The sequence below is a fragment of the Dankookia rubra genome (assembly GCF_004355005.1).
In the GTDB taxonomy this organism is placed as follows: domain Bacteria; phylum Pseudomonadota; class Alphaproteobacteria; order Acetobacterales; family Acetobacteraceae; genus Paracraurococcus; species Paracraurococcus ruber_A.
Map to the genome: position 1 here is coordinate 1 of NZ_SMSJ01000098.1, position 17,856 is coordinate 17,856.

The 17,856-nt window shown below is 72.4% G+C and carries 20 protein-coding genes and 1 pseudogene; 9 read left to right on the forward strand and 12 right to left on the reverse strand.

Annotated elements, in window-relative coordinates; all coding sequences use genetic code 11:
• A pseudogene (locus E2C06_RS38925) lies at window positions 1-491 on the reverse strand (hypothetical protein); the annotation flags it as partial.
• Window positions 492-1,072: 581 nt separating this feature from the next.
• Between E2C06_RS38925 and E2C06_RS30910 the strand changes: the two are divergent.
• From E2C06_RS30910 to E2C06_RS30935, 6 genes are all read left to right on the forward strand, one after another.
• Window positions 1,073-1,399 carry a DUF2849 domain-containing protein gene (locus tag E2C06_RS30910; RefSeq protein ID WP_133292423.1) on the forward strand — a complete coding sequence of 109 codons (327 nt, stop codon included), beginning with the start codon at window positions 1,073-1,075 and terminating at the stop codon, window positions 1,397-1,399.
• 18 nt (window positions 1,400-1,417) lie between these two features.
• Window positions 1,418-3,130, forward strand: a complete 1,713-nt coding sequence (locus tag E2C06_RS30915) for a nitrite/sulfite reductase (protein ID WP_133292424.1) — start codon at window positions 1,418-1,420, stop codon at window positions 3,128-3,130.
• Window positions 3,117-3,608: a DUF934 domain-containing protein gene (locus E2C06_RS30920; protein WP_133292425.1), complete on the forward strand. Its 492-nt coding sequence runs from the start codon at window positions 3,117-3,119 to the stop codon at window positions 3,606-3,608. Before E2C06_RS30915 ends, E2C06_RS30920 begins: the two co-directional genes overlap by 14 nt.
• Window position 3,609: 1 nt before the next feature.
• The gene (locus tag E2C06_RS30925; RefSeq protein ID WP_165982775.1) at window positions 3,610-4,563 is read left to right on the forward strand and encodes a Bug family tripartite tricarboxylate transporter substrate binding protein; all 954 of its coding nucleotides are present in this window, start codon (window positions 3,610-3,612) and stop codon (window positions 4,561-4,563) included.
• A 214-nt stretch (window positions 4,564-4,777) separates the two neighbouring features.
• The gene (locus E2C06_RS30930; protein WP_133292427.1) at window positions 4,778-5,794 is read left to right on the forward strand and encodes an LLM class flavin-dependent oxidoreductase; all 1,017 of its coding nucleotides are present in this window, start codon (window positions 4,778-4,780) and stop codon (window positions 5,792-5,794) included.
• Between the two features lie 75 nt (window positions 5,795-5,869).
• Entirely contained in the window at window positions 5,870-7,024 is a 1,155-nt protein-coding gene (locus E2C06_RS30935; protein WP_133292428.1) for a serine hydrolase domain-containing protein, read from the forward strand.
• A 138-nt stretch (window positions 7,025-7,162) separates the two neighbouring features.
• Here E2C06_RS30935 and E2C06_RS30940 read toward each other — a convergent pair whose 3' ends face one another.
• From E2C06_RS30940 to ccmA, 3 genes are all read right to left on the reverse strand, one after another.
• The gene (locus E2C06_RS30940; RefSeq protein WP_133292429.1) at window positions 7,163-8,023 is read right to left on the reverse strand and encodes a TauD/TfdA dioxygenase family protein; all 861 of its coding nucleotides are present in this window, start codon (window positions 8,021-8,023) and stop codon (window positions 7,163-7,165) included.
• Between the two features lie 202 nt (window positions 8,024-8,225).
• On the reverse strand, window positions 8,226-8,873 hold the full coding sequence (gene ccmB / locus E2C06_RS30945) for a heme exporter protein CcmB (protein WP_133292430.1): 648 nt from the start codon (window positions 8,871-8,873) through the stop codon (window positions 8,226-8,228).
• 8 nt (window positions 8,874-8,881) lie between these two features.
• The gene (gene ccmA, locus E2C06_RS30950) at window positions 8,882-9,484 is read right to left on the reverse strand and encodes a heme ABC exporter ATP-binding protein CcmA (RefSeq protein WP_133292431.1); all 603 of its coding nucleotides are present in this window, start codon (window positions 9,482-9,484) and stop codon (window positions 8,882-8,884) included.
• A gap of 117 nt (window positions 9,485-9,601) precedes the next feature.
• Here ccmA and acnA point away from each other — a divergent pair, with 117 nt between their 5' ends.
• Both acnA and E2C06_RS30960 read left to right on the forward strand, forming a co-directional pair.
• Entirely contained in the window at window positions 9,602-12,298 is a 2,697-nt protein-coding gene (gene acnA / locus E2C06_RS30955) for an aconitate hydratase AcnA (protein WP_133292432.1), read from the forward strand.
• A gap of 109 nt (window positions 12,299-12,407) precedes the next feature.
• The gene (locus E2C06_RS30960) at window positions 12,408-12,653 is read left to right on the forward strand and encodes an antitoxin MazE-like protein (protein ID WP_133292433.1); all 246 of its coding nucleotides are present in this window, start codon (window positions 12,408-12,410) and stop codon (window positions 12,651-12,653) included.
• 3 nt (window positions 12,654-12,656) lie between these two features.
• Here E2C06_RS30960 and E2C06_RS30965 read toward each other — a convergent pair whose 3' ends face one another.
• The 8 genes from E2C06_RS30965 to rpsF all read right to left on the reverse strand — a co-directional run bounded on the left by E2C06_RS30965 (window position 12,657) and on the right by rpsF (window position 17,059).
• Window positions 12,657-13,046 (reverse strand): RNA polymerase sigma factor region1.1 domain-containing protein, encoded by a 390-nt coding sequence (locus E2C06_RS30965; RefSeq protein WP_133292434.1) that lies wholly within the window; start codon window positions 13,044-13,046, stop codon window positions 12,657-12,659.
• 33 nt (window positions 13,047-13,079) lie between these two features.
• Window positions 13,080-13,763, reverse strand: coding sequence for an SDR family NAD(P)-dependent oxidoreductase (locus E2C06_RS30970; RefSeq protein ID WP_133292435.1), 684 nt, complete (start codon window positions 13,761-13,763; stop codon window positions 13,080-13,082).
• On the reverse strand, window positions 13,760-14,104 hold the full coding sequence (locus E2C06_RS30975; RefSeq protein WP_133292436.1) for a thiol-disulfide oxidoreductase DCC family protein: 345 nt from the start codon (window positions 14,102-14,104) through the stop codon (window positions 13,760-13,762). Before E2C06_RS30975 ends, E2C06_RS30970 begins: the two co-directional genes overlap by 4 nt.
• Before the next feature lie 2 nt (window positions 14,105-14,106).
• A complete protein-coding gene (locus E2C06_RS30980) occupies window positions 14,107-14,637 on the reverse strand; it encodes a demethoxyubiquinone hydroxylase family protein (RefSeq protein WP_133292437.1) in 531 nt (176 codons plus the stop codon).
• Window positions 14,638-14,746: 109 nt separating this feature from the next.
• Window positions 14,747-15,301, reverse strand: a complete 555-nt coding sequence (gene rplI, locus E2C06_RS30985; protein WP_133292438.1) for a 50S ribosomal protein L9 — start codon at window positions 15,299-15,301, stop codon at window positions 14,747-14,749.
• Window positions 15,302-15,318: 17 nt separating this feature from the next.
• Window positions 15,319-16,257 carry a hypothetical protein gene (locus E2C06_RS30990; RefSeq protein WP_133292439.1) on the reverse strand — a complete coding sequence of 313 codons (939 nt, stop codon included), beginning with the start codon at window positions 16,255-16,257 and terminating at the stop codon, window positions 15,319-15,321.
• A gap of 40 nt (window positions 16,258-16,297) precedes the next feature.
• Complete coding sequence (rpsR, locus tag E2C06_RS30995) at window positions 16,298-16,582, reverse strand: 30S ribosomal protein S18 (RefSeq protein ID WP_133292440.1); 285 nt, start codon at window positions 16,580-16,582, stop codon at window positions 16,298-16,300.
• 6 nt (window positions 16,583-16,588) lie between these two features.
• The gene (gene rpsF, locus E2C06_RS31000; RefSeq protein WP_133292441.1) at window positions 16,589-17,059 is read right to left on the reverse strand and encodes a 30S ribosomal protein S6; all 471 of its coding nucleotides are present in this window, start codon (window positions 17,057-17,059) and stop codon (window positions 16,589-16,591) included.
• A gap of 231 nt (window positions 17,060-17,290) precedes the next feature.
• On the opposite strand from rpsF, the gene E2C06_RS31005 reads away from it, so the two are divergent.
• Window positions 17,291-17,856 (forward strand): outer membrane lipoprotein (locus tag E2C06_RS31005; RefSeq protein WP_133292442.1); only part of this gene is annotated, 566 nt, incomplete at its 3' end.

Here is a 17,856-nt window from a genome sequence, read left to right on the forward strand (position 1 = left end):
CTCGGCGGCGGGGCCTGCGCCGCCGGCGGCCGGGGCGCGGCCTGTTTTTTCGGGGAAGGGGTCTTCTGCGGCGGTGGCGCGGCCGCCGGGATCGGGGCGGACTGCTTCGCCGTCGCGGGCTTCGCGGCGGCGGGGCGGGGCGCGGCTGGCGCGACGGCAGCCCTGGGCGCGGGCTTCGCGGCGGCAGGCCTTGGCGGCGCGGCCACAACCGCGGCGGCCGGCTTCACGGCCGCGGCGGTTGCGGTCCGGGCCGCGGGAGCCTTCGCCGCGGGCTTCGGCGCCGGCTTCGCGGTGGGCCGGGGCGGGACCTTGACCGCGGCCTTGGCCACCGGCTTGGCGGCGGCCGGCTTGGCCGCGGCGCTGCGACGCGCCTCCGCGACCTGCTTGGGTTTGGCGGCCGGGCGCGCCGCCTTGGCGGGCGGCTTTGCCGGAGTGCCGCGGGAGGCTGCCGCCTTGCCGCTGGCCCCCTTGCCGCTGGCCTGTGCCTTCATGCCGGACAAATCTCCTGCGGCAGGTCTGAACCGAACGGCCGCGGCACCGCGCCGCCCCCGAGGGGGCGGCGGCAGGACGGTCCGTCGAAGGAGCACCTGTCGGGGTCGCGACCCATGCCGAAGTTCCGCATCTGGTTCCGCCGGCGGCCGCGTGCCAGGAGCGGCCGGCTTTGCCATCGGGTTGAAACCATAGCATTCCTTCGCACCGGAGTCATTATCCCGACCGGCCGGCGACCGAGGCGGATGGTCAAGCCGTCGCGCCTCCCCTGAATGTGCGCTACCGGACGGTCGGGCCTCCGCGGGCGCCGGTCAGACATTTCACTTTCCACGTGCGTGATTCCCCGGCCAGCCCTTGCCGCTCCCATGGCCGCGTCCTGCCGGCGGGTCGGCTGAACAACCAGTGCTCCGCACCATTCGCTGTCCGGCGCACTAACCGTCGCCAGCGGCCATGCGCGGATTGCAGGCCATCCTGGCTGTGGATGCCCTTGAATACCCTTCGCTGGACCGTTAAATCTTCGGTCACATCGGCGGCGATCGTGCAGACCCCGCCTTCCATGCCCGCCCGCGAGGAAATCCATCCGATGAGCAGCCCGGCGAAGGCAAAGCCCGCCACCGCGCCCATGGTCTTCACCGCCAACCGCCTGCGCGACGGCCGCGTCGTCTGGCTGGCCGGCGCCGGCGCCTGGGCGGAGACGATCGCCGAGGCCCATGTCTTCCCGCCCGCCGAAGCCGCCGCCGGCCAGGCCCTCGCCCAGGCCGGGGAACGCGCCCAGCAGGTCGTCGGCGCCTATGGCGTCGAGGTCGCGCTGCAGGCCGGCCGCCCCGAGCCGGTCAAGTTCCGCGAGCGGCTGCGCGTCCAGGGGCCCTCGGTCGATGCCGAGCCGCCCGCCTACCGCCTCGCCTCCTGATCTGCGGGATCCCGCCCGATGAACGCCTATGTCGACGTCACCGCCCTGCCCGCCCCGGCCTACCCGCCGCATGCGCGGACCTACCGCTATGACGAGGTGGACCGCGAGTTCCTGCAGGAGCGCATCGCCGAGTTCAGCGGCCAGGTCGAACGCCGCCTCGCCGGCGCGCTGACCGAGGACGAGTTCAAGCCGCTGCGGCTGATGAACGGCCTCTACCTCCAGCTGCATGCCTACATGTACCGGATCGCCATTCCCTACGGCATCCTGAACGCGACGCAGCTCCGCCAGCTCGCGATGATCGCCCGCCGCTGGGACCGCGGCTTCGGCCATTTCACCACGCGGCAGAACATCCAGTTCAACTGGACCAGGCTGGAGGACGTGCCCGACATCATGCGCGCGCTCGCGGATGTCGACATGCATGCCATCCAGACCAGCGGCAACTGCATCCGCAACACCACCACGGACGAGTATGCCGGCGCCTCGCCGGACGAGGTCGCCGACCCGCGCGTCTATGCCGAGATCATCCGGCAATGGTCGACGCTGCACCCGGAATTCACCTGGCTGCCGCGCAAGTTCAAGATCGCCATCACCGGCGCGCCGCATGACCGCGTGGCGCTGCAGGCGCACGATGTCGGCGTGGTGGTGCGGAAGAACGCGGCGGGCGAGACCGGCTTCGAGGTCTGGGCCGGCGGCGGCCTCGGCCGCACCCCGGTGCTGGCGCGGAAGATCCGCGACTGGGTGGGCGAGGACGAGTTCCTGGCCTACCTGGAAGCGGTGCTGCGCGTCTACAACGCGCTCGGCAACCGCGACAACATCTACAAGGCGCGCATCAAGATCCTGGTGCGCGACCTCGGCGACGAGTTCGCGGAGCGGGTCGAGGCCGAGTTCGCCCGGCTGCCGAAGCGGAAGTACCGGCTGGACCCCGAGATCGTCGACCAGATCGCGTCCCACTTCGCCCCGCCGCCCTTCGCCGCGCTGCCGGACAACCCGCAGGCCTATGCGCAGGCGCTGGACGGCAATGCCGAATTCGCCGCCTGGGCGAAGCAGAGCGTGCGCGCCCACAAGGCGCCGGGCTATGCCTCGGTCACCATCTCGCTGAAGCCGATCGGCGGCATCCCCGGCGACGCCTCGGCCGAGCAGATGGAGGCGGTGGCGACGCTGGCCGAGCGGCACTCCTTCGGCGAGATCCGCGTCACCCACGTGCAGAACCTGGTGCTGCCGCACGTTCGGCAGGAGGATCTGCTCGCGGTCTGGGACGGACTGCGCGCGGCCGGGCTGGCGACGCCGAACATCGGCCTGATCAGCGACATCATCGCCTGCCCGGGGATGGACTATTGCGCGCTGGCGACCGCCCGCAGCATCCCCGTCGCGCAGATGATCTCGGAGCGCTTCGCCAGCCTGGATCGCCAGCTCGACATCGGCGAGTGCTTCATCAACATCTCCGGCTGCATCAATGCCTGCGGGCACCACCATGTCGGCCATATCGGCATCCTCGGCGTCGACAAGCGCGGCGCCGAGAGCTACCAGATCACCCTCGGCGGCAGCGCGACCAACGACGCCGCGATCGGCGAGCTGGTCGGGCCGGGCTTCGCCTACGATGCCGTCACCGATGCGGTGGAGACCATCCTCCGCACCTATGTCGCGCACCGCGCCGCGGGCGAGCGCTTCGTCGACACCTATCGCCGCATCGGCCTCGCGCCGTTCAAGGAAGCGCTCTATGCCGTTGCTTGAGGATGGCCGCCTGGTCGCCGACGACTGGGTGACGGTCGCCGATGACGCCCCGCTGCCGGACCCCCCGGCGATCCTGACCCTGGCGCGGCTGCGCGCCGAGGACCTTGCCGGGCGCAACGCGCCGCTCGGCCTGGCGCTCGACCCGGCGACGCAGCCGGAGGAAATCGCCGACCTGCTGCCGCGGCTGTCGCTGGTCGCGGTGCTGCTGCCGAAGTCGAAGGACGGCCGCGCCTTCACCCAGGCCAGGAGCTTGCGCGAGCATCACGGCTTCCAGGGCGAGATCCGCGCCACCGGCCATGTCCTGCCCGACCAGTACCGCATGCTGCTGCGCTGCGGCGTCAGCACGGTGCAGCTGCCCGAAGGCGCCGATCCCGCGGTCTGGACCCGCTCGGCCGACCTGGTCGACATCGCCTACCAGCCGGCGCGCGATGCCGGCGCGCCGCTCGGCCTCCGCCGCCGGCGGCTGGAAAGGGTCTGAGATGCACCGCCGCTCCCTCCTCGCGCTCGGCGCCGCCGTCCTGGCGCGCCCGGCGCTGGCCCAGGCCTGGCCGGCCGAGCGGTCCATCCGCTACGTCGTGCCCGTGGCCCCTGGCGGCAGCCAGGACATCGTCGCGCGGCTGTTCGCCCGGCACCTGACGGATGCGCTCGGCCAGAACGTGCTGGTCGAGAACATGCCCGGCGCCGGCAGCAACATCGGCTACGAGCATGTCGCCCGCGCCAGGCCGGACGGCTATACGCTGCTGGCGGGGTCCGACAGCCTTTCGATCAACAAGACGCTCTTCCCGAAGCTCGGCTTCGACGTGACCGGCTTCGCCCCGGTGGCGCAAGGCGTGCGGGTGCCGCAGATCCTCGTGGTGCGCGCCGACAGCCCGGCCCGCAGCTTCGCCGACTTCGTCGAGCTGGCCCGGCGCAGCCCGGTCGCGGTCGGCACGCCGGGCAATGGCAGCCTGGCGCACCTGCTCGGCGAGCAGATCCAGGCCGCCGCCGAGATCCGCTGGACGCATGTGCCCTACAAGGGCGGCGCCCTGGCGGTGAACGACCTGCTGGGCGGCACGCTGCAGGGCGTGCTGATCAACATCGGCGCGGTCACCGACCACGTGAAGATCGGCCGGTTGCGCGGCCTCTTCGTCTCCTCCGCCGGGCGCACCCATTCGTTGCCCGAGGTGCCGACGCTCACCGAGGCCGGGCTGCCCGGCGCCACGGCGGTGGGCTGGCACGGCATCGTCGCCCCCGCGGGCACCGATCCGGCGATCCTGGCGCGGGTGAACGCGGCGCTCGACGGCGTGCTGGCGAAGCCGGAGGTCGCGGAGCGCGTCGCCGCGCTCGGCCTCGAGCCCGTGACGGCGCCGCCCGAGGCGCTGGGCCGGGTGATCGAGGCGGATGCGGCGCGCTGGGCCGAGGTGGTGCGGCGGGCGCGGATCCAGCCGGACTGAAGGTAACGCCGGGGAGAAGGTATTCTCCCCGGACCCCTCATCCATTTCTGGGAGCCCGGCATTCGCCGCGCGGCGGCAGCCGACCACGCAAACCTACGAAGGGGTTGGACGCATGCGTCCGACGGGAGGAAATGCTTTCCTCCCCAACCTTCCCTTCCTGGTCCCCCGAAAAACCACCTGCTAGGCTCCCCCGAAAGGGCGGGAGGAGCCAGCGATGCAGTTCGGCATCTTCGACCAGAACGACCTCGGCGCGGCGGACCTCGGCGCGCACTACGAATCGCGCCTGCAGCTCGCCGCCTTCTACGACCAGGCCGGCTTCGACCGCTACCACGTCAGCGAGCACCATGCGACGCCGCTCTCGGCGACGCCCGCCACCGGCGCCTGGCTGAGCGCCGTCGCGCAGCGCACCACGCGCATCCGGCTCGGGCCCCTGGTCTACATCCTGCCGCTGCGGCATCCCCTGCAGGTCGCCGAGGAGGTCTGCCTGCTCGACCACCTCAGCAACGGCCGCTTCGAGCTCGGCATCGGCCGCGGCGTCTCGCCCTTCGAGCTCGGCTATCATGGCGTCGACGCGGCGGAGAGCCCGGCGATGCTGCGCGAAGGCCTCGACCTGCTGCTGCGCGCCCTGACGCAGGAGGAGGTCACCTTCGAGGGCCGCTACTGGCGGTGCCGCGACGTCCCCGTCGTGCTGCGGCCGAAGCAGCGCCCGCACCCGCCGCTCTGGATGCCGAGCGCGACCGTGGACCATGCCGTGCGCGCCGCGCAGGGCGGCTTCGCCACGGTCTGCAACGGGCCGACGCAACGCATCGCCGACATCGTCGCCCGCTTCCGCGGCGAATGGACCCGGCCGGAGCCGCTGCCCTGCATCGGCCTGTCGCGCGCCATGGTCATCGCCGAGACGGCGGAGGAGGCCCGGGCGGTGGCCCGGCGCGCCTGGCGGGTGCATGCCATCAGCTTCCTCAAGCTCTGGCGCAGGCACGGCGCGGCGCCGGTGAACGCCGTGATGAGCGAGGATTTCGCCGATGCCGAGGCGGCCGGCCTTGCCTTCGCCGGCACGCCGGCGCGGGTACGCGACGCGCTCAGGGCGCAGGTGGCGGCGACCGGCGTGAACTATGTCGTCAGCCGCTTCGCCTTCGGCGACCAGAGCCATGCCGAGATGCTGCGCTCCGCCACGCTCTTCGCGCGCGAGGTCATGCCGGCGCTGGCGGAGGAATACCGCGAGGCCGCCTGACCCTGCCACCCGATGACCGGAGGGCGCTGCCCGAAGGTCTGAATCGGAAGGCCAAACAACCAGGAGAACCGTCCGATGAGCTTCCCGCTGCCCGAATCCAACCCGGAGGCCCTCGGCCTCGACCCCCGCCCGCTCGAGCGGCTCTGCGCCACCATCGAGCGCCACGTGGCGGAAGGCCACCATCCCGGCGCGCAGGTCGCGGTCGCCCGGCACGGCAAGCTGGCGCTGTTCCGCAGCTTCGGGAAGGCCCGCGTCGCGCAAGGCGCGCGGGACAATGCTTCGCCCGATATCGCCGCCGACGCCCGCAGCCTCTTCCTGATGTATTCCAACACCAAGGTCGTCACCGCCGCCGCGGTCTGGATGCTGGTCGAGGACGGGCTGCTCCGCTTCCACGACACCATCGCCCAGCACGTCCCGGAATTCGCCGCCAACGGCAAGGGCGAGGTCACCGTGCTGCAGCTGCTGACGCACCAGGGCGGCTTCCCCTCCGCCGTGGTGCCGCCGGAGCACATGCAGGACCACGCGCTGCTGCGCCGCACGGTCTGCAACTTCACCCTGGAATGGACGCCCGGCAGCAAGGTCCGCTACCACCCGGCCTCGGCGCACTGGACCGCAGCGGTGCTGATCGAGGCGATCACCGGCCAGGATTACCGCCACTTCATCCGCGACCGTGTCATCGCCCCGCTCGGCCTGGCGGACGAGGTCTTCGTCGGCCTGCCGGAAGCGCAGCAGAACCGCGCCGCCTTCATCTACGACCCGCCGGCCGAGGGCCGCTTCCCCGCGCGCGACGGCGAGAACCACCCGCTGCACCAGCTGGCCGGCATCCCCGGCGGCGGCGGCTACGGCAGCGCGCGCGGCATGGCGGCCTTCTACCAGATGCTGGCGCAGGGCGGGCAGCTGAACGGGACCCGCGTGCTCTCGCCGCGGATGATCGAGTTCGTCACCCGCAACTTCACCGGCGACCGCATCGACGAATACATGGGCCTGCCGATGAACCGCGGCATCGGGCCGCATTCGCGGGGCGAATTCCCGGTGGCGCGCGGCCTCGGCGCCATCGCCCATCCGCGGACCTTCGGGCATGGCGGCGTGGGGTCGTCCTATTGCTGGGCGGACCCGGCGAGCGGGGTCAGCTTCGCCTTCTTCTCGAACTGCCGGCAGACGGAGGTCTTCCACAACCAGCGGATGGACGTGCTGTCGAACCTGGCGCATGCCGCCATCCTGCCGGGGTGAGACGATCGGGGAGGGAAAAGCATTCCCTCCCCAAACCCCACCCTTGCTATTTGGGAGTCGGCACTCGTCGCGCGGAGGGTGCCGACTCCCAGAAATAGATGAGGGGGTCCGGGGGAGAGTACCTTCTCCCCTGGCCTTCTACGCCGCCGCCGCCAGGGTGGGCTTCTCGCCGGCGATCGTCGTCCGCACCATCAGCCGCCGCTCTGTCGTGCTGTCGAAGGGCGTGGCACGGTGCAGCACCGCGCGGTTGTCCCAGACCACGATGTCGTGCGGTGCCCAGACGTGCCGGTAGACGAAGCCCGGCTGCGTCGCATGCGCCATCAGCGCCTCGATCAGCGCCCGCCCCGCGGCCTCGTCCAGCCCCTCCACGCTGCGGGCATGCGCGCCGAGATAGAGCGCCGGCCCGTGCGGGTTTTCCTCGAGCAGCATCGCCTGGCGCACCGGCGGGTGCTGGGCGCGCTCCGCCTCGCTCACCAGTTCGGGCGCGATGCGGCCGCGCGACCAGCCGAAGTCGTGCACCGCCACGCGGCCGCGCACCTGCGCCCGCAGCGCGTCCGGCAAGCCTGCCCAGGCCGCGCGCATGCCGGCGAATTCGGTCTCCCCGCCGCGGGCCGGGATGGCGCGCGCCGAGAGCGCCGAGGCGCGGGCGGGGATCGGCTTGAAGCTGCTGTCGTGGTGCCAGTGGCGGTTCGCCAGGTTGTTCAGCACCTGCCGGTCGGTGGGCGGCGCGATCCGCCCCTCTGCATCCATGTTGCTGAGCACGATCAGCGGGCTGCCGGCGCCGCGGGCGCCGGGGCGCGTCGCCTCCAGCGGTCCGAAGGCCTCGGAGAAGGCGATCTGCTGCGCGTCGTCGATGTCCTGGCCCGGCAGCACCAGCACGGAATGACGGTCCAGCGCCGCGCGCAGCCAGGCGGCCTGCTCCGCGGCCACGCCGCGGCGCAGGTCGATCCCGGTGACCCGGGCGGCGAAGAGCGGTTGCAGGGGCGTGGCTTCGGGCATGGGCCGTCTTCCCTCCGGATGGTCCGGGAAGCATGCAGCGGCTCTCCGGCAACGGCCAAGGGGGGCGTCAGCGCCGCCGCGCCAGAATCGTCAGGATCATGACGCCGACCAGGATCACCATCCCGGTGCGGTGCTCGCTGATCCATTGCAGGGCTTCGGGCAGCATCCTGGTGTCTTCCTCCCGGTTCGGTCTGGGTCGGCGCTATTCCACCCGCAGCGCCGCGCCAGCGGCCAGTGGCGCCAGCGGCAGGGCGGCGGCCAGCAGCGCCGCCAGCAGCAGCAGATAGGGGCGGGCCTCGAGGCCCGAGGCAGCCGCCTCGATCCCCGCGGCGCCGAAGATCACGGCGGGGATCGCCAGCGGCAGCACCAGCAGCGGCAGCAGCACGCCGCCGCGCCGGGCGCCGAGGGTCAGTGCCGCACCGGCGGTCCCCAGCAGCGAAAGGAAGCCGGCGGCCAAGCCGAGCGCCGCCATGGCCGCGCCCCAGGCTTCCACCGGCAGGTTCAGCATGGCGGCGGCGACCGGGGTCGCCAGCAGCAGCGGCAGGCCGGTGGTCAGCCAGTGCGCCGCGGCCTTGGCCAGGGCGACCGCGGGGGGGGCAAGGCCCGAGAGCAGCAATTGGTCCAGCGTTCCGTCCTCGGCATCCGCGCCGAACAGCCGGTCCAGCGGCAGCAGTGCGGCCAGCAACGCCGCGGCCAGCAGCGCGCCGGGGGCGAGGCGGGCAAGCGTCTCCGGCGCCGGCCCGACACCGAAGGGGAAGAGCGCGGCGACCAGGACGAAGAACAGCACCGCCGCCAGCGTGTCGGCGGGGTGGCGGAGGGCGAGGCGCAACTCGCGCGCGAGCAGCGCCATCCAGGCTCTCAGAGCCGCAGCTCCCCCGCGCCCGGCATGGGCAGCGGCAGGTGGGTCGCCGCCAGCACCATCCCGCCCGCCGCCCGGTGCCGCGCCAGCAGCGCGCCGAGCTTCCCGACCGAGGCCGCGTCGAGCCCGACCGTCGGCTCGTCCAGCAGCCAGAGCGGGGCGCGGCGGGCAGGATCGGACAGTCCCAGCCGCGCCAGCGCCAGCCGGCGCTTCTGGCCGGAGGACAGCACCCGCGCCGGCAGCTCCGCCAGCGGCAGCAGGTCGAGCGCATCCAGCGCCGCCGCCACCTCCCCGCCCCAGAGCTGCGCGAAGAAGTGCAGGTTCTCCCGCGCCGTCAGCGCCGGCTTCAGCGCATCCTGGTGCGAGAGGTAGCGGATGCGGGCGGCATGCGCCGCGCGGTCGGCCAGGGCATCGGCGCCGTCCCAGAGCAGCGCGCCCGCCTCCGGCCGCAGCAGCCCGGCCAGCAGCCGCAGCAAGGTCGACTTCCCCGCGCCATTGGCGCCGACCAGCAGCAGGGCGCCGCCCGGCTCGAGCCGGAAGGACAGGCCGGCGAAGACCACCCTCTCGCCCCTCAGGCAGGCGAGGTCCCGCGCCTCCAGCATTATCCGACCCAGTCCCTTGGAATTGCGCGCCCCGTGGACCGTCACGCGGCGCCATGCTTAAACCCGCCCCAGTGGTGCGCCGCAACGGCGCGCGACGAACGGAGAAGGTTCCGGATCATGCGGATGATCGGGCAGGACAGCCTGAAGACCCGCCGTACCCTGACGGTGGACGGCAAGACCTACCATTACTTCAGCCTGCCCGAGGCGGCCAAGAGCATCGGCGACGTCAGCCGCCTGCCCTACAGCCTCAAGGTGCTGCTCGAGAACGTGCTGCGCTACGAGAACGGCAGCAGCTACACGGTCGAGGACGCGAAGTCGGTGGCGGGCTGGCTGCCCTCCGGCCATTCCGAGAAGGAGGTGCCGTTCCGCCCGGCCCGCATCCTGCTGCAGGACTTCACGGGCGTTCCCGCGGTGGTCGACCTCGCGGCGATGCGCGACGGGATCATCAAGCTGGGCGGCGACCCGCGCAAGGTGAACCCGCTGCTGCCGGTCGACCTCGTCATCGACCATTCCGTCATGGTCGACGTCTCCGGCACGCCCACCGCCCTCAAGCAGAATGTCGACATCGAGTTCGAGCGGAACGGCGAGCGCTACGAGTTCCTCCGCTGGGGCCAGTCGGCCTTCGACAATTTCCGCGTCGTGCCGCCGGGCACCGGCATCTGCCACCAGGTGAACCTCGAATACCTGGCGCAGGTCGTCTGGACCGCGCAGGACACCGGCGACACCTTCGTCTACCCCGACAGCTGCTACGGCACCGACAGCCACACCACCATGGTGAACGGCCTCGGCGTGCTCGGCTGGGGCGTCGGCGGGATCGAGGCGGAGGCGGCCATGCTCGGCCAGCCCATCGCCATGCTGATCCCCGACGTCATCGGCTTCAAGCTGACCGGCAAGCTGCGCGAGGGCGTCACCGCCACCGACCTGGTGCTGACCGTCACGCAGATGCTGCGCAAGAAGGGCGTGGTCGGCAAGTTCGTCGAGTTCTTCGGCGCCGGCCTCGACGACCTGCCGCTGGCCGACCGCGCGACGATCGGCAACATGGCCCCGGAATACGGCGCGACCTGCGGCTTCTTCCCGGTGGACGCCATGACCATCGGCTACCTCCGCCTGTCCGGCCGCGACGAGCACCGGGTGAAGCTGGTCGAGGAATATGCCAAGGCGCAGGGCATGTGGCGCGACAGCGCCTCGCCCGACCCGGTCTTCACCGACACGCTCGAGCTCGACATGGGCACGGTCGAGCCGTCCATGGCCGGGCCGAAGCGGCCGCAGGACCGCGTCGCGCTGGCCAGCGCCGCGACCTCCTTCGCCAAGGACTTGGCGGCCGGTGCCATGGGCGTCCCGGGCGACCAGGCGAGCAAGCGCGTCGCCATCGAGGGCGCCAACTACGACCTCGGCCACGGCGACGTGGTGATCGCCGCCATCACCTCCTGCACCAATACCTCGAACCCCTACGTCATGATCGCGGCGGGGCTGGTGGCGCGGAAGGCGCGGGCCAAGGGGCTGACGCCGAAGCCCTGGGTGAAGACCTCGCTCGCCCCCGGCAGCCAGGTGGTCACCGAATACTACGAGAGCTCGGGCCTGCAGGCCGACCTCGACGCCATCGGCTTCCAGACCGTCGGCTATGGCTGCACCACCTGCATCGGCAACTCCGGCCCGCTGCCGGACCCGATCGTCGACGCCATCGAGAACGAGAAGCTGGTGGTCGCCGGCGTGCTCTCCGGCAACCGCAACTTCGAGGGCCGCGTCCACGCCAACGTTCGCGCCAACTACCTGGCCTCGCCGCCGCTGGTGGTCGCCTACGCCCTGGCCGGCACGGTGACCAAGGACCTGACCAAGGAGCCGATCGGCAACGGCTCGGACGGCCAGCCGGTCTACCTGAAGGACATCTGGCCGACCCAGCAGGAGGTGAACGACACCGTCCATGACTGCGTGACGCGCGGCATGTTCCTCGACAAGTACGGCGACGTCTTCAAGGGCCCGGCGCAGTGGCAGGCGATCCGCGTCGATGCGGACAGCGACACCTATCGCTGGAACTCGGGCTCCACCTACGTGCAGAACCCGCCCTATTTCGAGGGCATGACGGCCGAGCTGACGCCGGTGCAGTCGGTGCACGGCGCCCGCATCCTGGCCGAGCTCGCCGACAGCATCACCACCGACCACATCTCCCCGGCCGGCAACATCCGCAAGACCAGCCCAGCCGGCGAATACCTGCTGGAGCACCAAGTCCGGCAGAACGACTTCAACAGCTACGGCGCCCGCCGCGGCAACCATGAGGTCATGATGCGCGGCACCTTCGCCAATATCCGCATCAAGAACGAGATGGTGCCGGGGACCGAGGGCGGCGTCTCCAAGCACTACCCCTCGGGCGAGGTGGCGCCGATCTACAACGTCGCCATGCGCTACAAGGCCGAGGGCGTGCCGCTGGTGGTCTTCGGCGGCAAGGAATACGGCACGGGGTCTTCGCGCGACTGGGCGGCGAAGGGCACTTTCCTGCTCGGCGTGAAGGCGGTGATCGCCGAGAGCTTCGAGCGCATCCACCGCTCGAACCTGGTCGGCATGGGCGTGCTGCCGCTGGTCTTCATGAACGGCCAGGACCGCAAGTCGCTGAACATCAAGGGCGACGAACAGATCGACATCCTCGGCCTCGAGGACCTCAAGCCGCGCCAGACCCTGGAATTCGTCATCCGCCGCGCCGATGGCACGGTGGACCGGACCCAGGTGATGAGCCGGATCGATACGGCCGATGAGGTCGAGTACTACAAGAACGGCGGCATCCTGCACTACGTGCTGCGCGGGATGGCCAAGGCGGCCTGAACCGGGGCGCCGACCGGACGGAAGCAAGGGGCCCGCAAGGGCCCCTTCGCAATTGCGGGCGCGCGAATACGGGGCCGACCGGGGCAACAGGTCACCCGGGAGGTACTCGATGACCGCGGAGGCCAGGCGCGACAAGGTCCGCCGCTACCGCGAGAACATGCGGCGCCAGGGCCTGCGCCCGCTGCAGATCTGGGTGCCGGACCGGCACGCCCCGGGCTTTTCGGACTGCCGCGCCATGATCGACAGGATCACCACCGTGCCGCGCGCCGATCTGGGCACCCGCATCGGCGCCCTGGCCGAGGACGCCATGCCGCGCATCAACCGCGCCCTGGTGCTCGTCCTCGGGATCGGCTGAGCCTCAGCCCTCCACCACCCGGATCCCCATCCCCAGCAGCGTGGCGACCGTCTCGTTGAACCGCGCCTCCTCCACTTGGTCGGGCGGCATGGCCGCCAGCAGTTCGGCCCGGGTGACGTAGCCGCGCTCCTGACCCCAGCGGACGAGCCGGCCGATCTCGCGCGCCAGCCGGTCCGGGAAGGGCCCGCGCAGCACCGGCGCCTCGGACTCGTCGGCAATCTCGATGTTCAGGTCGGCCAGGGCTTCCAGCAGATCCTCGATCAGCTCGGCCGAGACATCGGGCGCGGCCAGCGCGGCGTTCACCTCGTCGATCGTGACCCAGCCGCGCGCGCGGCCCTGGCGCACCAGCGCCCCGATCGCCGCCACCCAGGGCCCGAAGGCATTGCCCCCCATCCCGAGTCCCCCTTCGTCATTGCAGAATCGACCCTACCACGGCACGGGCTGGCCCTTATGATCATAGAACCCGCCGGATTCCAGCGGCCCGGCCAGCACGTCCAGGATGCGCCGCGCCGCCTCGGCCGGCGGCTGGACCTCAAGCCCCGCCTTGGAGAAAGGGGAAGACAGGCCGCTGTCGACGGTTCCCGGATGAATCGCGACCACCGCCGCCCCCGGGTTGCTCCGCCGCAGCTCGACCGCCGCGGTCCGCACCAGCTGGTTCAACGCGGCCTTCGAGGCCCGGTAGCTCCACCAGCCGCCGAGCCTGTTGTCGCCGATGCTGCCGACCCGGGCCGAGAGCGCGGCGAAGACCGCCGGCGCGTCCCGCCGCAGCCGCGGCAGCAGGTGCTTCATCGCCAGCGCCGGGCCGATCGCGTTCACCGCGAAGGACTGCGCCATGTGCCCGGGGTCGAGCTGGCGCATCGCCTTCTCCGGCTGGAAGCGCCCGGCGTGCAGGAAGCCGGTGGCAACCACGACCAGCGCCAGGTCGGGCGCCTCGGCGTCCAGCCAGGCGGCCGCGGCGGCGAGGCTCGCCTCGTCGGTGATGTCGACCACCGGGTCGCCGCGGCGCGACAGGCCGATCACCCGGCGCCAGCGCGCCTCGGCCCCGAGCGCCGCGACCAGCGCCGCGCCGATGCCTCCCGCGGCGCCGAGGACCAGGGCGGACCCGCTCACCGCCAGAGCCGCCGGAGGCGGAGGAAGCCGCGGTAGCCGAGCTCGGCCAGCGGCGCCACCGGCGCCCAGGCGGCCAGCCGGCCGAGCCAGCGGAAGCCCGGCACGCGCTGCCAGATGGCGGCGAAGGCCGCGGCGCCCGAGACCAGCCTGCCGTCCGGCAGCCGCGCATGGATGCGGGCCAGGGCGGCGGCCTGGTCCAGCCCCGCCGGCGCGGCGCGGGAGACGTCGACCCAGTCGAGGCCCGCCGCGCCGATGCGGTCGCGGTAGAGCGCGACCTCGCGCGAGCAGACCGGGCAGGCGCCGTCGTAGAAGACGGTCAGCGGGGCTTCCGGCTCGGCCATGGTCAGACCCGCCGCGCGGCGCTGACCGCCGGCGCGCTGCCGCTGCCGACCACGAAGGCCCAGGCCCGCAGCAGCGGGCCGCGCGCCGCCCCGCCGAGCGCCGCCGCCGCCTCGCCCCGGCAGGTCTCCAGCAGGCGGCGCAGCGCGCCTTCCGCGCCGGCATGGTCAAGCTTGGCGATCCGCTCGGCATGGTGGTGGTCGACGAAGGTTTCCACCGCCTCGATCGTGGCATAGTTGGCGCGCGGGCCGAACAGCGCCGGCAGGAAGCCGGCGACGCGCCGGATGGGCAGCAGGATGCTGCGCTGGCCCGGCGCCAGCATCGCCTCCAGCAGCCGCAGGTGCTCGGCCTCGGTCGCCAGGGGCCCGGTGGCGAAGGCGCGGATCGCCGGGTCGGTCGCGCGCGCCAGGATGCCGCGCTGGATCATCACCGCGCCGGTCTTCCCGGCATGGTCGGAGCGGAGGTCGCCGAGCAGGCCGGGGATGCGCGCCAGCAGCGGCGCGATCCCGATCCCCGGCCCGGCGGAAGCGGTCATGACGTTCATGGCACGGAGTTGGGCCGTGCGCCGGCCGCGGCAAGGCCCCGAATTGCGAAGGGGCCCCGTTGGGGCCCCCTGCTCTCGTCCGGCGAAGCGGCAGGGCCGCTCAGCGGTCGTCCATCGCGGCGCCGATCTCGGCGCGCAGCTCGTCCTCGAGGCTCGGCTCCTCCTCGCGGACGATCTCCTCGCCGCGGGCCTGGCGCTCGGCCTCCTCGAGGGAGCGGGCGACGTTGACCACGACGTTGATGTGCACCTCGGGGTGCAGCTCGACGCGGACATTGGTCAGGCCGAGCGTCTTGATCGGCTGCTCCAGCAGGACCTGGTTGCGGGAGACGGTCAGTCCGCCTTCCTTGCAGCCCTCGGCGATGTCGCGGGCGGAGACGGAGCCGTAGAGGCTGCCCGACTCGCCGGCCTGGCGGATGATGGTGACCGTCAGGCCGGAGACGCGCTCGCCGATCCGCTCGGCTTCCTCGCGGCGCTTCAGGTTCTGCGCCTCGAGCTGGGCGCGGTCGGTCTCGAAGCGCTTCAGGTTCTCGGCATTGGCGCGGATGGCGCGGCCCTTGGGGAGCAGGAAGTTCCGGGCATAGCCCGGGCGGACCTTCACCACCTCGCCCATCTGGCCGAGCTTCTCGACACGCTGCATCAGGATGAGTTCGATCATTGGCGTAGCACCTGTCTTCAGCTTTGGCGCGGCGCCGGGCGCCGCAGGAATTGGTCGTAGAGGCCGAGGGCGACGAGACCCGGGCCCATCACCTGGAGGAAGAGCACCAGCAGCAGGTAGAAGCCGGCCAGCATCGGCCGCCGGCCCTTGCGGCCGCGCAGGCGCGCGTGCACGCCGGCGACGCCCTGCAGGAAGAGCGGCACCAGCAGCAGCAGCAGGGCCGAGAGCGCCAGGATGTCGCCATCCGCCGGCATCGCCAGGAAGAGCCCGAGCGCGGCCGCCGGCAGCACCGGGTACCAGGCCGGCAGCCGCACCGCGGCCCAGTCCGGGTGGGGCACCGCCAGCAGGCCGCGCCTGGCCAGGAAGCCCACCGCCGCCACCGCATTCGCCAGCAGGGAGACGGCGGCCCAGAAGCCGATGGCGCCCGCCTTCACCCGCACCAGCGCGGCGACGAATTCCTCGGGCGCCGGGATGCCGAGGCGGAGGAGCGAGGCCGCCATGGCGTCCCGCATCGCCGCTTCCAGCCCGCCGTCATTCGCCAGGAAGGCGGCGGTGACCAGCAGCACCAGCAGCGGCCAGAGCCCGAGCAGCGCCAGCGGCAAGGACAGCGCGAGCTTCCCCCCGCGCAGCGCCGTCGCCACCAGCAGCGGCGCCGGCACCCCGAAGAGCACCAGGTAGGTCATGGCGGCGAAGCCGCCCTGGACCAGCGCGACCAGCAAGGTCGCCAGCAGCCCGGCGAGCACCGCGGCGGCGGCGCCGAAGCCGAGGCCCGCGGCGAAGACCGGGAAGCTGGCCAGCCAGAACAGCCCGGTGCCGAGCGGCAGGCCGCGCATGGCCCAGAGCGCCAGGATGGCCGAGACGAGCCCGGCCGCCGCCCCGGCCAGCAGGCCGGGGTCGCCGAGCAGTCCTTGCCATCTCCCCTGGCCTTGCGGCCGCAGCGCGCTCACCGCACCCATGCTCCGTCGTCCCGGCGCGGCCCGTGTCCGGGCCGTCGCCTCAGTCGTTGATGACGTAGGGCAGCAGGGCCAGGAAGCGGGCGCGCTTGATGGCATTGGCCAGCTCGCGCTGCTTCTTCGCGCTGACGGCCGTGATGCGGCTCGGCACGATCTTGCCGCGCTCCGACAGGAAGCGGGACAGCAGGCGCACGTCCTTGTAGTCGATCTTCGGCGCGTTCGGGCCGGAGAAGGGGCAGGACTTGCGGCGGCGGTAGAAGGGCCGGCGGGCGCCGACCGCGGGACGGCGGCCGGCAGGCGTCAGGTCGGGGGAGGTCTGGTCGGACATGCGGGCTTACTCCTCGCCGCCGGTGGAGGGGTCGACTTCGTCGCGCGGGCGGGCGCGGAATTCCTCGCGCTCGTCGCCGCGGTCGCGGCGGCCGCTGGTGAAGCGCCCGGGCGGGCGCGGGCCGCGGAAGCCGCGGTCGCGGTCGCGCTCCTCGCCCCGGCGGGACAGGATGGCCGACGGCGCCTCGTCGATCGCCTCGATCCGCAGGGTCAGCACGCGCAGCACGTCCTCGTTCAGGCCGAGCTGGCGCTCGACCTCCTGCATCGCGGCCGGGGAGGCGTCGATGCCGAGGAGCATGTAGTGCCCCTTGCGGTTCTTCTTGATGCGGTAGGCGAGGCCGCGGAGGCCCCAGTATTCACGCTTCTTCACCTCGCCGCCCTGTTCGCCCAGGATGGTGGTGACCTGGTCGGCGACGGCGTCGACCTGGGCCTGCGTGATGTCGTTGCGTGCGATGAACACGCTTTCGTACAGTGGCATGGATCCCCCTATGGCTGCTCAGCCCAGGGGCGCCGGCAGGATGCCGGCGCGCACGAATGGGCATAGCCGCGCGCGATGCCATCGCGGGCGGCAGGGAAGCGGCGCATAAACCACGGATGGGGCGGCGGGGGCAAGCGGTGAGTCGCGGATCCCGCCCGATCGCGCATGCGGGATGACAAGCCGCCGCGGCTTCTTCTAGACAGCCCAGCATCGCCAAAGAAGGATCCGCCCTTGCCCCATCTTCGCCCTTTGGTCGTGCTGGCCGCCTCCCTGCTGGCCGCCTGTGCCGAGCGCTATTCGCCCGACACCTATGCCACCCGCGCGGTGCAGCAGGCGAACAAGGTCGAGCCCGGCGCGGTCATCGGCGTCCGCAAGGTGCAGATCAGCGCCGAGGGCAGCACCGGCGCCGCGGCGGGCGCCGCCGCCGGCGGCGTGCTCGGCGCGCAGACGCCGGGCGGCGGCATCGGCCAGGCGCTGGGAGGCGTCAGCGGCGCGCTGGTCGGCGGGCTGATCGGCCGCGCGACCGAATCCGCCGCGGTCGATACCCCGGCCTTCGAATACATCGTGCGAACCGAGAAGGACGAGCTGCTCTCGGTCACCCAGAAGGACACGGTGCCCCTGGCGATCGGCCAGAAGGTGCTGGTCATCACCGGCACCCAGGCGCGGGTGGTGCCCGACTACACGGTGGCGACCGGGCCCCGCCCGCCGGCGCGGGAGGCGGCCCCGCCCCGCCCCGGGCCGGCCGAGGCGAAGCCGGCCCAGCCGGCGCCGGAGGACGCGGCGGCCGCGGCCGCATC